At 67.5% G+C, this 13,666-nt stretch carries 9 protein-coding genes; 5 read left to right on the forward strand and 4 right to left on the reverse strand.

Annotation, left to right across the window (positions count from 1 at the left end; translation table 11 throughout):
* Entirely contained in the window at positions 1-471 is a 471-nt protein-coding gene (locus BQ7388_RS08760; RefSeq protein ID WP_050796593.1) for a hypothetical protein, read from the reverse strand.
* A 180-nt stretch (positions 472-651) separates the two neighbouring features.
* On the opposite strand from BQ7388_RS08760, the gene yfcE reads away from it, so the two are divergent.
* Positions 652-1,218, forward strand: coding sequence for a phosphodiesterase (gene yfcE / locus BQ7388_RS08765; protein WP_009278224.1), 567 nt, complete (start codon positions 652-654; stop codon positions 1,216-1,218).
* A gap of 84 nt (positions 1,219-1,302) precedes the next feature.
* Here the strand turns inward: yfcE and BQ7388_RS08770 are convergent, their stop codons facing one another.
* Complete coding sequence (locus tag BQ7388_RS08770; protein WP_062531486.1) at positions 1,303-2,304, reverse strand: helix-turn-helix transcriptional regulator; 1,002 nt, start codon at positions 2,302-2,304, stop codon at positions 1,303-1,305.
* A gap of 605 nt (positions 2,305-2,909) precedes the next feature.
* Here BQ7388_RS08770 and BQ7388_RS08775 point away from each other — a divergent pair.
* Positions 2,910-3,881: a homoserine O-succinyltransferase gene (locus tag BQ7388_RS08775; protein WP_062531487.1), complete on the forward strand. Its 972-nt coding sequence runs from the start codon at positions 2,910-2,912 to the stop codon at positions 3,879-3,881.
* Positions 3,882-3,970: 89 nt separating this feature from the next.
* On the opposite strand, the gene BQ7388_RS08780 is transcribed toward BQ7388_RS08775, so the two are convergent.
* Positions 3,971-4,633: an orotidine 5'-phosphate decarboxylase / HUMPS family protein gene (locus tag BQ7388_RS08780; RefSeq protein WP_062531488.1), complete on the reverse strand. Its 663-nt coding sequence runs from the start codon at positions 4,631-4,633 to the stop codon at positions 3,971-3,973.
* Positions 4,634-4,824: 191 nt separating this feature from the next.
* Here BQ7388_RS08780 and BQ7388_RS08785 point away from each other — a divergent pair, with 191 nt between their 5' ends.
* Positions 4,825-6,531 carry a DEAD/DEAH box helicase gene (locus BQ7388_RS08785; RefSeq protein ID WP_072500286.1) on the forward strand — a complete coding sequence of 569 codons (1,707 nt, stop codon included), beginning with the start codon at positions 4,825-4,827 and terminating at the stop codon, positions 6,529-6,531.
* Between the two features lie 253 nt (positions 6,532-6,784).
* Entirely contained in the window at positions 6,785-9,604 is a 2,820-nt protein-coding gene (locus tag BQ7388_RS08790; RefSeq protein ID WP_072500287.1) for an oxidoreductase, read from the forward strand.
* Between the two features lie 158 nt (positions 9,605-9,762).
* On the opposite strand, the gene BQ7388_RS08795 is transcribed toward BQ7388_RS08790, so the two are convergent.
* The gene (locus BQ7388_RS08795) at positions 9,763-11,610 is read right to left on the reverse strand and encodes a carbon starvation CstA family protein (protein WP_407668484.1); all 1,848 of its coding nucleotides are present in this window, start codon (positions 11,608-11,610) and stop codon (positions 9,763-9,765) included.
* A 392-nt stretch (positions 11,611-12,002) separates the two neighbouring features.
* On the opposite strand from BQ7388_RS08795, the gene BQ7388_RS08800 reads away from it, so the two are divergent.
* Positions 12,003-13,370: a class I SAM-dependent rRNA methyltransferase gene (locus BQ7388_RS08800; protein ID WP_072500288.1), complete on the forward strand. Its 1,368-nt coding sequence runs from the start codon at positions 12,003-12,005 to the stop codon at positions 13,368-13,370.
* The last annotated feature ends 296 nt before the right edge of the window (positions 13,371-13,666 follow it).

Here is a 13,666-nt window from a genome sequence, read left to right on the forward strand (position 1 = left end):
TCAGCCCTCCGCAGGCAGGAGGGTCTCTTCCCCCATGCGGTAGAGCTCGTCGTCGCAGTCCTCGCGGCTGAGCCCGCGCTCGAGGCAGAAGATGACGATCGCGTCGCGCCGCCGGCGACTCCACAGCTCCGCATGCCCCGCCAGACGCAGTAGCCTCTGGGCCTCGTGCAGGGTGCAGCCCATGCCGAAGGCGAGCATCAGGGCCCTGTCGCGCCCGATGTGCCGCGTGCCTTGGAAGACCTGGTAGCCAAAGGTGGCGTTGAGTCCGGCGGCGGCAATGGCCTGCGCGCGCCCGAGGCCCTTCCGCTCCAGGAGGTCGCGCAGGTACTCGGCGAGGTCGCGCCCCTCGAGGTCGGGCTCGACGGCGCTGAGATAGCCCTCTATCGAGGTGGACGCGAGCAGGCGCTCGAGGAGCTCCTCGGTCACGTGCTCGTGGCCGCAAGAATCGACCTCCGACCGCTCTTTGGCCATGCGCTTCCCTTCCCCGTTTCCCAGGAGAGACCATCATAGCCCCCACCTGGGACGCGAGCAGACTCCACCCGGGACGCGCGCGGCCCCGGGGATGCGGGCGCTTGCGCTAAGCTCGACTGCATGCCAGAAAACATCGTCGGACGAGAGAAGACCTCGTCCTCGGCCCTTGGGAGGCACCACATGAAGCTGCTCCTCGCCTCTGACATCCACGGTGCGGCAGACCGCTGCGCCCGCCTCATGGACGCCATCGATGCGGAGCGGCCCGACCGCGTGGTGCTCCTGGGAGACCTCCTCTACCACGGGCCCCGCAACGACCTGCCCGCCGACTACGCCCCCAAACGCGTCATCCAGATGCTCAACTCCATCGCGGACCAGGTCATAGCCGTGCGCGGCAACTGCGACGCCGAGGTGGACCAGATGGTCCTGGACTTCCCCTGCATGACCGACCACAACCTGCTCTGGGACCCTGCCGCCCCCAACCCCGTGACCGGCGGCATGGGTCGCACGCTCTTCCTCACGCACGGGCACGTCTGGGGCGCAGGCTTCCACAACTCCGTCGACCACCTGCCCCTGCTGCCCGATGGCGCGGCGCTCGTGTACGGGCACACGCACCGGAAGGTCAACGAGCCCGCGCCGGGCAACCCCGACATCTGGTGCTTCAACCCTGGCAGCGTGGGCATTCCCAAGGACGGCAGCAGCAGCTACGGCCTCTGGCTGGACGGGCGCCTCGAGCACCGCGAGCTCTAGGACGATGGAGCGGGTCCCTCCGCCATGCTGCCCCCGGCGCAGGGACCCCACCTCAGCTTGCCCCGACGCGATCCCATGTCCGAGCTAGTGCCTTGACCTCAGGTCGCGCTCCCACACGGCGACGCCCGCACAGGCAATGCCTCCGATTGGCCAGGGGAGCCAGAAGAATTCATTCGGCGACCCGTTGGCGCCGTTGAGGTCGATGGACGTGAACAACAGGACCAGCGCCAGCGCGGTCGCGGCGAGCATGATGATGGCGCAGATCGCCCCAACCCTGCGATTCCCGCGCCTTACCGCCAGCGCACGCTCGAGCCCCTCTCCCTCGAGCGCCTCCGCAATCTCGTCCTCGCTGAGCTCGTCCAAGGCGTCCTCGTTGTAGCTGGCAAGGTTCACGCGCTCGCCCATCACGAGGGAGTAGACCAGAGTCCCGACACCCGCCGCGACGCAGAGCAGCATGGAAGCCGCCCAGACGTTTGCGTCCCCCAGAAGCACCGGAAACAAGATCCCGAGGAGTATCGCCCCGACGCCTAGGGCGATGCCCCGCCCCATGAGGCCCCGCGCGTCGGCACGCTGCTCTGGGGTATAGAAGTCCTCCACGAAGGGATGCTCCTTCTGGAAGGCCGTGTGGGCCATCACGGTTGGCACGATAAGCGCCACGCCAAGGGCCACGAAGGCAAAGAGGGCCAGCGTCGAGAGCGCGCTTGGGTCTGCCAGGGCCCCTGCGGGGTTGACCCCGTCAAGGAGCGCACCCAGCGCCACGCCCACGATGATGGCCGAGACGCCCAGGGCCATGCGCCGGGCAAAGGAGCGCACGTGCTCGTCGTAGCCACATACGTCCGTGGCGGGTCCAGGCGAGACGAGCTCGGACCTCGGTGGTTCGACGTCCGTAAGGTCACCCTTCACGAGCTCGTCCAGGGTGCAGCCGAAGATGTCGCAGAGCTTGAGGAGCTTGTCCATCTCGGGGTAGGCCTTCTCGGCCTCCCACTTGGTCACCGACTGGCGGCTCACGCCCACCAGCATGGCAAGCTGCTCCTGGGTCATGTTGCGCGTGGCGCGCAGGTGCTGAAGGTTGTCTCGGAAGCTCATGGTGTTTCCCTCTGCCTTGCCGCCCGCGGCGGCCCCAACGTCTTCTGTGCCGGCACCTTCGAATCTATGGTAGCCGGGCGTCCCCGGCCACCAACCCGAGGCTGCATTTTAATTTTATGGAATGTCAGGGCACCGGACGGTTGCGGGCCGCAGCTCAGAGGTTGCAAAGACCCACCGGGAGGGTTGCCAGAGGGTCCATCTTGCCTCTCGCCACATGCAGGTGCAGAACGGCCCCGGTGGAGGTCTGGTTGTCGGATGGTCCATCTTGTCTTTCGCCACACAAAGAGGTCGAAATCCGCCAAAAAGTGTGGCAGAAGACAAGATGGATGCCTCCGCACGAAGAGGCGCGCGTCGAACTCGAAAATCACCATGGCCCCGCGCGGACGTCCTCGCGCCAAAGGGGCACGATGACGAGGGGCGGTTCCCGGGCGAGAGGGGCCGCGGCGCCACTCGCGACGACCACGCCAGGACTGCGCCATGGAGTGCCGACCACTGGCCCGCAAATGCCGGCTCGCGCGGCCAAGTCGCGAGCAAGACACGCCGCGCCCCTCTCGCCCGCCTGGTCTATCCTGATAGCGAAAAAATCGCGCCGGAACGGAGCCAGCATGCCCATCAACATCCCCGACGGCCTGCCTGCCAAGAAGGTCCTCCGCCAGGAGCGGATCTTTGCCCTAGAGGAGGAGGTCGCCGGGCAGCAGCAGATCCGCCCGCTCAACGTGGTGATCCTGAACCTCATGCCCACCAAGGTAGAGACCGAGACCCAGATCCTGCGCCTCATCAGCAAGTCGCCCCTGCAGGTAAGCTGCGACTTCATGCGCGTGAGCACGCACGAGTCCACCCATGTCTCGCAGGACCACCTGGTGAAGTTCTATGACTGCTTCGAGGCCTACGAGGACAAGAACTACGACGGCATGATCATCACCGGCGCACCGGTGGAGCAGCTTCCCTACGAGGCCGTCGACTACTGGGACGAGCTCTGCCGGATCATAGACTGGTCGCAGGGGCACGTGCTCAGCACCATGTACCTCTGCTGGGGCGCACTTGCCGGCCTCTGGCACCTCTACCGGATTCCCAAGAGGCAGCTTCCCGCCAAGCTCTTCGGCGTCTTTCCCCAGCGGCTCTGCGACGAGTACAGCTTCCTCACCAACGGCTTCGACGAGATGCACAACATGCCCCACTCGCGCCATGCCGCCATCGACGCAGGCGAGCTGGCCAACCACCCCGAGTTGCACGTGCTCAGCGAGGGTTTCTCCAGCGGACCCTCGCTCATCGCGACCCGCGACTTCCACGAGGTGTACGTAACCGGCCACTACGAGTACGGGCGCGACACCCTGAGCGACGAGTACTGGCGCGACTTCAAGCGCGGGCTTCCCATCCGCGTGCCCCAGAACTACTTCCCCGACGACGACCCCGAGCGGCAGCCCATCTTTACCTGGCGAGCCCATGCAAACCTGCTGTACCGCAACTGGCTCAACTGGGTGTACCAGATGACGCCCTACGACCGGGCGGACATTCCGGCACAAATCCGCACGCTCAAGGCGGACTCCGATGGCATGGTGGACAAGTTCGAGGCATAGGGCACGACAAGAGGTCCACCCAGAGCAGGACACGGCGGGCGAGAGGGCCGTGTGTCCGAGAACGCGGCCGCCCCGCGCGCCTACACCGCCTACACCATCTGGGCCTTGAGCCGCGCGGCCGCGGCGCGTGGGTCGTCAGCCTGCGCAATGGCCCTGCCCACGAGGACGCAGGAGGGGTCAGCAGCCACCACCTGGACTATGTTGTCGAGCCCGATGTGGCCGACCACTGCGCTCTGGGCGCTCGTCAGGCACTCGTTGAGGCCACGCAGCAGCTCCAGCGGGGCGAAGGTGCCCGCTTCCCCGACGTCCGAGACGGCACTGAGCTCGTGACCATCGGCCCCCAGCCCCGAGGGAACGACGAGCTCCCCCACGCCCAGCGCCTCGAGCTCCACGGCACGGCTGAGCGGACCCGCCATGCCAGCCAGGTCGCCCACCACGCACCGTCCCATCACCTCGGCCACCCGCAGCACCGCGTCGAAGGTCTGGTCGGAGGCAAGTCCCAGGACGCTCACCGCGTCCGCCCCGTAGTCAAAGCACTTCCGCGCGACGTAGCCACCGCTGTGGAAGACCTTCGCGTCGGCGAGCACAACCTTGTCCGGGAAGGCATGCTTCACGTGCCTCACCATCGAAAGCCCCTCCTCCACCAGGAGCGGATAGCCCACCTCGACCACGTCGACGTAGTCACGGGTGTCCAGGATGAGGTCGAGGCAGTCCTCCAACCTCAGCGCGTCCAACGTGAGCTGCAGCCTCATGGCAACCTCCCAGGCGATTCGTCGCAACAGGCCCAGCGTAGTCGAGGGTCACGGGGCAATCGTGAGCCTTTGGTGTGCTCGGGCCCTCTGGCGCCATTCGCGCCGCAGACGGCTGCCCCACATAGCCGTCAGGACGCATGGCTCCGATGTCTGCCCTGCAGCACGAGGCAACTTGGGCGATACTTAGGCACATGACTAAGACATTTGCCGAGCTCGGGCTAAACGAGCACATCCTCGCCGGCGTGGAGGAGCTGGGCTTCTCAACGCCGACTCCCGTGCAGGAGCAGGCCATCCCCGCCGTCCTCGCCGGGCGCGACGTGATCGCCTCCGCACAGACAGGCACGGGCAAGACCGCCGCCTTCGCATTGCCGGTCCTGCAGGTCATCGAGCCCCTCTCTCGCGCGGCACGGCAGAGCCGGGCAGCATCCGCCGCCCCCGGCGCAAAGCCGGCTGATGCGGGCGAGAGTGACGACGGCCCTTCGCAGGACGGGGCCACCAGGGCCACACAGGACGACGGACCCGAAGTCCTCGCGGACCGCGTGGAGGACGACTCCGTGCTCTCGGCACCCGTCAACAACGAGAGCGTAATCCAGGACGCCGACGCATCGGGCAAGCCCCGGCGCCGGCGTCGCAGGCATCACAAGAAGGCGGAAGGCGGCGACGCACCCGCAGACGATACGAAGGCGAACGCGGATGCCGCGCCCCAGACCAAGCCCGCTCCCGAGACGCAGGGCGACTCCCCCACAAAACCCAAGCGCAAGCGTCGTCGCAGGAAGAAGCCTGCCTCGAAGCGCACGGACGCCCCCATGGACGACCCGCGCGAGAGGGACCCTGACGCCAGGCCCTTCGGACCCTTCGCCCTGGTGGTGACTCCCACCCGCGAGCTCGCGGCACAGATCGAGGACGTGGTGAGCGTCGTCTGCCGCAAGACCGGACAGAAGACCGTCGTTGTCATGGGTGGTGCCAAGTTCGAGCGCCAGATCCGTGAGCTCGAGCGCGGCTGCGACCTGCTCGTGGCGACCCCCGGCCGTCTCATCGACCTCATGGAGCACGAGCACGTGAGCCTGGCAGACGTCAAGGTCCTGGTGCTGGACGAGGCCGACCGCATGCTGGACATGGGTTTCTGGCCCAGCGTGCGCCGCATCGTCAAGGCCTGCCCCGCAGACCGGCAGACACTGCTCTTCTCTGCAACCATCCCACCCAGCATCAAGGGCACCGTCGACGCCATGCTGCACGACCCCGCGAGCATCGAGATCGCCCGCGTGGGAGAGACTGCCGACACCGTGGAGGAACACCTCTGCCCCGTCTCGCAGGGGCAGAAGACCCTGCTTCTGGAAGCGTTGCTCAAGACTGGCGGGGCCGCAGACGAGGTCCCCGAGCGCGTATTGGTCTTCTGTCGCACCAAGCACCGCAGCGACGACCTCGAGAAGTACCTCAAGCGCGCGAGCTTCAGCGTGGACGTCATGCACGCTGACCGCCCCCAGAAGGCCCGCGAGCGAGCACTCGAGCGATTCCGCGAAGGTGCCTGCCAGGTGCTCGTGGCCACCGACGTCATGAGTCGCGGCATCGACGTGAGCGGGATCGACGCCGTGGTCAACTTCGACGTGCCCATGGACCCCGAGGACTATGTGCACCGCATCGGCCGCACGGGACGCGCCGGCGCCACGGGACACGCCTACACCTTCGTTGCGCCCGACGAGATCAGTCCCCTGCGCGAGATCGAGTACTTCACGCACGCGCTCGTCCCGGTGTGGGACCTCGAGGGCTTCGACTACGACGAGACGCGCATCGTGCCCAATCCCGGCCGCTCCACCACCAAGGCGACGCGCACCATGTTCAGCGGCTCACGCAGCCGGGGGCGTGGCATCAGCTCCGGCCGCTACGGCAGGCACTTCTAGACTTTGCGATAAGACGTACGAACATATCAATGACCTGCTTCCGAGGCGCGTTCGCAGTCGTGGACGCGCCTCTTCTCTCCCCTGGCGCCATGGTCACGCACCACGCCCGCACGCCCCATGCCGTCCGCGCCGCAATGCGGGCTTCTCCCCTAATCGCCGCACGTCCCGTCGCCCGTGGTAGCAAGCTAGATGTCACGAGGGGTTGCCTGGGACGCCAGCACTCGACGCCGCAGGCGCGAGGAAGGGAGATCCCATGTACGAGAAGCTCTTCGAGGCGGGGCAGATAGGTGGCCTGAAGCTCAAGAACCGACTGGTCATGACACCCGTGGGCGTGGGCCTGGCCAACCTCGACGGCACGCCGAGCGACGAGATGATCGCCTACTACGAGGCGCGCGCCGCGGGCGGGGCAGGGCTCATCCTGCCCGAGATCTGTCGCGTCGACGACGTGACCGGCCCCGGCCTCCTGCGCCAGATATCCGCCACGCGCGACCGCAACATACCCGCGCTGGCGCGCCTCGCGGCGGCAATCCACAGCCATGGCGCGAAGACCATGATCCAGCTCCACCACCCCGGCCGCGAGACCTATAGCTCACTACTGGGCGGTGCCCCCGTGGTCAGCGCCTCGGCCATCCCCTGCAAGCGCTGCAAGCAGGAGACGCGCGCCCTCACCACCGACGAGGTCAGGCACATCATCCGGGAGTTCGTGGACGCCGCCGCGCGTGTCCAGCAGGCGGGCTTCGATGGCGTCGAGCTGCACTGCGCCCACGGCTACCTGCTCGAGCAGTTCCTCTCGCCCTACACCAACAAGCGCGAGGACGAGTACGGCGGGTCCTTCGAGAACCGCCTGCGCATGGTGCTCGAGATCATCTCGGGCATCCGCGAGCGCTGCGGGGAGGACTTCCCCCTGGGCTGCCGCCTCTCGGTCGAGGAGTTCCTCTCTGCCACGGGCGTCACCGAGGACTACATTCATATCCAGGACGGCGTAAGGATCGCCCAGGAGCTCCAGAAGGCCGGCATCGACTTCATCGACGTCTCCTGCGGCATCTACGAGACCGGCATAACCTCCGTCGAGCCCGTCTCGTACGCCGAGGGCTGGAGGCACGACCTCATCGCCGCCGTGCGCAAGAACGTCTCGATCCCCGTCATAGCGGTGTCGAACTTCCGTGGCCCTGACGTCCCCGAGAGCTTCCTCGAGGAGGGGCTCATCGACTTCGCGGGCATGGGGCGCGCCTGGCTGGCGGACCCCGAATGGGGCCGCAAGGTCCAGGAGGGTCGCGTGGACGAGCTCCGCAAGTGCATCTCGTGCCTGCGCTGCTTCGAGAGCCTCGAGCAGAACGCCGAGGCGGCCATGCCGCTCGAGTGCGCCGTCAACCCGACCTGCGCGGCGGAGCTCCGTTGCGGCAGCCTCGAACCCGACGTCGAGCACCACCACCTCGTTGTGGTGGGGGCAGGTCCCGCCGGTATGTGCGCGGCAGAGACGGCTGCCACGCGAGGCTGCAGGGTCACGCTCCTGGAGGCAGCGCGCGAGCTGGGCGGCGACGTCGTCCTCGCGGCGGCGCCTCCCCTCAAGGAGAAGATGTCCTTCGTGCCCGAGTACTACGCCAAGGTCCTTCCCGACCTGGGCGTGGACATCCACCTGGGAGAGCGCGCGACCGTGGAATCCGTGCTCGCGCTCGAGCCCGACGCGGTGATACTCGCCACCGGCGGGAGCCCCATCGTGCCGCGCTCCATTCCCGGCCTCGACGGCCCCAACGTCGCCTGCGTGCCCGAGGTCCTCACCGGCAGGCGCGAGCTTGCCGGCAAGAGCGTCGTGGTCGTCGGCGCGGGCATGACCGGCATCGAGACCGCCGAATACGCAGCCGAGAAGGGCGCGGCCCACGTCGTCGTGGTGGACATGCTCGACTCCGTCGCGCCTGGCGTCAACCCCGTCAACGTGCTTGACGTCATGGGACGCCTGCGCAAGTACGGCGTGGAGTTCAGGCTGGGACAGAAGCTCGTCAGCGCGGACGCGCAGGGCCTGGCGCTCGAGTCGACGGCGGACGGAAGCGCCTCTCGCCTTGACTGCGACCTCGTCGTGCTCTCGCTGGGCAACCGCCCCAACACCGAACTGCGCGAGGGGCTCGAGGCAGCAGACGTCGAGGTGCGCGTCGTGGGGTCCGCCGTCAAGGACGGGAACATCTCACCCGCCACACACGGTGGCTATGCGGCGGCACGCGAGCTCTTCCTCCCACACCGGCCGCAAACCAGCTTCCATGCCCTGGACGAGGACGTGGCGAAGTTCGGCCAGCCCTCCATCATGGGTGACCAGCGCGGCATCTACATCGCCTTCACCACGACGCCCGAGGCCATCCGCCGCGTCCTGCCACCGGAGCTCACGCCCTTCAAGATGCCCGTCGTGGTCCTCTCGATCAACCACATCAATCGTCCCTCGTTCACGGACGACTACTACGAGGCGATCCTGGGCGTCTACTGCTACGCCGGCGAGCAGCTGGGCCAGTACACGCTCTCGCTGCTCCTGGGCGGCAACGGCCAGGAGATGGCCACGCAGCTCGGGCGCGACAACGGCTCCATGCCCAAGAAGATGGGGGCCGAGTTCGTGCTGCGCCGTGACGGCGACGTGGTGACGGCCGAGGTCAGCCGCAGGGGCTGTCAGGTCGCCAGCGTGCGCATGGAGCTCGGCGAGTACAACACGCCCCTCACGCACATGATCTTCCAGGGGCCCGGGGCGGGCGTCACCACCAAGGGATGCGGCTTCTACTACCACTTCGACCGCATGGTGAGACCCGAAGGCGGCGCCGAGCTGACCTCCGGGGCGCTCCTCGGGGCGCTCGTGCAGTACGACTACAAGGAGTGGACGCCGGGCTACGTCACCAAGCTCGAGCTTCGCTCGACTCCGGACGACCCCTGGGGCGAGCTGCCCGTCATCAGCGTCATAGGCGGTGGCCTCTCCACCCTGGACCTCACGGTCTGCGGCATGAGGCGCCTGGCCGACGTGGACGCCAAAGCGATCCTGCCCTACCTGCTCTCCGCCTGGTACGACCGCTCCGCGCTGGGCGAGTGCGGGCACATCTAGCGAGCGTGTCGGCCCCGTCACAGGTGATCGTCCTGCGACGGGGGTCATGGACGACGAAAAGGGAGTCCCCGCAGCCCAATCAGAGCTGCGGGGACTCCACCTTTGACACAGTGAGAGGGGCGCTCCTGCCGCGCCGGCAGCCCCGGGGAGGGGCGCGCCTACGCGCGGGCCGCCGCAGACGCGGCGCCTGAGGAAGCGTCCTCCGCGGCGCGGGCAGCGACGTGCTTGCAGCCGAGCTCGGACCACTCGGGCTCCTCGTCGGGCATGGAGCCGGCCTCGGTGGTGAAGAGCTCCTTCAGGCAGTTGTAGGCGACGATCAGGCCCAGGGCCATGAGCAGGACGGCAAAGACCAGCTGCAGGCCCTTGGTGGCCAGCACGTCCACCGTCATCCCCGCGGCAAGCGCTGTGACGCAGCCGTAGGCGCTCATAGCAAGTGAGGTGAAGGTGCTGCAGAGCAGGAAGGTAACGGGCAGGTAGAGCATCCAGCCCTTGCGGCCCGTGGCCTTGCAGAAGACGGCCAGGGTGATCATGGTCATGCCGCCCAGGAGCTGGTTGGAGGCGCCGAAGAGCGGCCAGATGTTGAGGTAGCCGCCAAAGGTGAGCGACAGGCCGATCGCCAGGGTCACGAAGGTGGCAAACCACACGTTGGTCACGACACGATATGCGAGGGATCCCTCCCCAGCCTCCTCGCCGGCGTCGTTGGTCTTGAGGAAGAACTCCTGGAACGAGGTACGGGCGATGCGGGCGACGGCGTCGAGCGAGGTCAGCGCCAATGCCGAGACGTTCATCGTCATGAAGACGGTGGCAAAGCTCGAGTTGATGCCAATCGCGGTCATGCCTCGCGCGACGCCGGCGGCAAAGATCTGGAAGGGCGTGCTCGCGGCGCCGGAGTTGAGGGCGCCGGTTCCTGCTGTGTTCATGTCGCTGAACATAATGGCGGCGACGACCACCGCCAGGACGCCCACGAAGGATTCGAGGACCATGGCGCCGAAGCCCACGGGCAGGGCGTCAGCCTCGTTAGAGACCTGCTTCGAGGAGGTTCCGGAGGACACCAGGCTGTGGAAGCCCGAGAGGGCGCCACAGGCGACCGAGACAAAGAGCACCGGGAAGAGGTAGTTGCCCTTGGCGGACAGGGCGTCCAGAGTCTGGGACGAGACGACCATGGGTGCCGTCATCGTGGCCTTGCCGCTCACGCCCAGGACCACGATGCCCACGACGGCACAGGCGATCATGGCCACCATCATGATGGTGGTGAGGTAGTCCCGGGGCTGCTTGAGGGTCTGGATGGGCATGGCGGAGGCGAACACCAAGTAGACCATGACCACGGCGATCCAGGCGTTGAGGCTCAGGTAGATCGGGAAGAGCATGCCGAGGAAGAACATCGCGGCGATGAGCAGGACGGCGAAGGCGAACTGCTTCCAGCCGGAAAGCTCGTACCTGCGGCACATCCAGCCGAAGAGGATGGCGACGAAGGTGAAGAGGATCGAGATGGTGCCGGCGGCGCCAGCGGGATAGGACCTCGCGACGTCCAGGACGCCGGCCTCGCCCACGCTCATCTTGAAGGTGCCGGCGACCATGGAGGTGAAGGCGGCGGCGACGATGCAGCAGAAGAGGAAGCTGAAGAGCAGGAAGAGCCTGCGGCCGGTGCGGCCGATGTACTTCTCGATCAGCTGCCCCAGCGACTTCCCGTTGTTCTTGACGGAGGCGTAGAGGGCGCCGAAGTCATGGACGGCGCCAAAGAAGATGCCGCCGACCAGGACCCAGAGCAGCACCGGCAGCCAGCCGAACATCATGGCGACGATGGTGCCCGTGACGGGACCCGCGCCGCAGATGGACGAGAACTGGTGCGCGAAGACGGTGAAGCGCGAGGCGGGGGCGAAGTCGTGGCCGTCCTCCATGCGCACCGCGGGCGTCAGCGCGTCCTCGTCGACCCCCCAGGACTTCGCTAGCCAGCGGCCATACCCGATATAGCCAATGACCAGGACCACCGCAGCAACAACGATCACAAACAGTNATGTGTATAAGAGCCAGTCGCCACTCGTGCCGGCGGGCCTCTCCCGCCCTGGCTGACGCCGCGGCTCCAGTGGGTTGGGCCGAGTCGGACCCCTTGGGGCCACTCCCTCCCCATCCGACGCCGCGGGTGTCTGGCCATGTTAGGGGCCGGATGAGAGGAGCGTGGGCTACGAGGCCCAAGGCGAAACTCGGACGTAACGGTATCCGTCCCCCGCTCGTAACCTTTTGGGGCCGGGGCATGGGACAGGTCGGCCCATGCCCAGCGAACTTGGTGCCTCAAGGCTGTCGGCCAGCAGGGGGCGGCGCGTCGGTCATAATGCAAGACGCGGGACCAAACGAGACGTATTCGCCCGCAGACAGCGCAAGGACCGGAGGGACGCCCAGCATGAAGCAGCTCAGACCCTACCCCCAGGCAATCGTGAGCCGCAAGGCCGCCCGCTCCCTCAAGGCGGGTCACCCATGGGTGTTCGAAGGCGAGGCTCTGGAACTGCGTCCCTCTCCCCTGGACGGGCGTGAGGCCACGAACGGCTGTGCCATCGACCTCTTCGAGGAAAGTGGCACCTGGCAGGGAGTGGGGCTCCTCTCGCTCAAGAGCAAGATCCGCGTGCGCGTGGTGAGCCGCAACGCGAACGACCGGCTCGACGCCGCCTTCTGGTGGCGCAAGCTCCGCTGGGCGTGGGGGCACCGCAAGGCCACCATGGGATCGCGCGCCCTTGCCGGCTGCGAGCCGGACACCAACTGCTGTCGCCTGCTCTTCTCGGAGGCCGACGCCTTCCCCGGCCTCGTGGTGGACCGCTACGAGGACGTGCTCGTGGCGCAGGTGGGCACCGTGGGCATGGAGCTCCTGAGGCCCACCCTCTTCCCGCTCCTGGCCCTCGTCCTCGAGGAGGACGGCGTCCGCGTGCGCGGCATCTACGAGCGCTCCGACTCGCCCGCACGCCTGAAGGAGGGGCTCGAGCCCCGCAAGGGCTGGTACGACTTCTCGGCCCCGGGGGCCGTGGACCCGCTCGCGATCGAGGCGAGCGGCGGCGCGCTGGACGGTTGCCTGGCGCGGGAGCCCCAAGACGCGCGACTCGTGGTGCACGAGAACGGCCTGGCCTTCGACCTTGACATAGAGAACAGCCAGAAGACTGGCTTCTTCCTCGACCAGAAGTACAACCGCCGCGCCGTGAGGCAGGTCAGCGGGGGACGACGCGTGCTCGACTGCTTCTGTCACGTGGGCCCCTTCGGCCTCAACGCCGCCGCGGGTGGGGCGGAGTTCGTGCGCTGCGTGGACGTGAGCCAGACGGCCCTCGACCTGGCGGCGCAGAACGCGCGGCTGAACGGGCTCGACGTGAATGCGGACGGGACGCCGCGCATGGGGTTCACCCAGGCAGACGTCCTGGCGTACCTGCCCGAGCTCGCGCGCGACAAGGCACGGCTGCGCGCCGAGGGAGGTCCCTTCGACCTCGTCGTGCTGGACCCGCCCGCCTTCACCAAGAGCCGCAGGACCATCGACCACGCGATGCGCGGCTACCGCCAGATCAACCAGGATGCGATGCGGATGCTTCCGCGCGGCGGTTACCTGGCCACCTGCAGCTGCAGCCACTTCATGTCGCGCGAGCGCCTGGCGCAGGCGATCGCGGAGGCGGCACACGGGGCCGGGGTGCAGCTGCGCCAGGTCGAGGAGCGCCAGCAGGCACCGGACCACCCCATCCTCTGGGGCGTGCCCGAGACCCACTACCTGGACTTCTTCATCTTCCAGCTGGTGTAGGCGCGCCCCTCGCCCGTTTGCACCACTGCATCCGCGGCGCCCACGGGCCGGCACACACGGCCCGCGTTGTCCACGCCCTTGCGCACGCGCCACGGACCAAGCACGCCCTTGCGCACACGAGACCCACATGCCAACAGCGCAGACGCAGCTCCGGCCGTGCGTTGGTGCGTGCTCGACAAAAATCGTGTGCGCAACGGCGTATGCGCTGCGACCTAGCGTGCGTTGGTGCGTGCTCGACGTGACTCGATGTGCGCTGAAGCGTGCGCGGCAAGGCGAGGGGCGCGCGGGAGCGTGCC

This window comes from Olsenella phocaeensis (assembly GCF_900120385.1).
GTDB classification, from domain to species: Bacteria; Actinomycetota; Coriobacteriia; order Coriobacteriales; family Atopobiaceae; genus Olsenella_I; species Olsenella_I phocaeensis.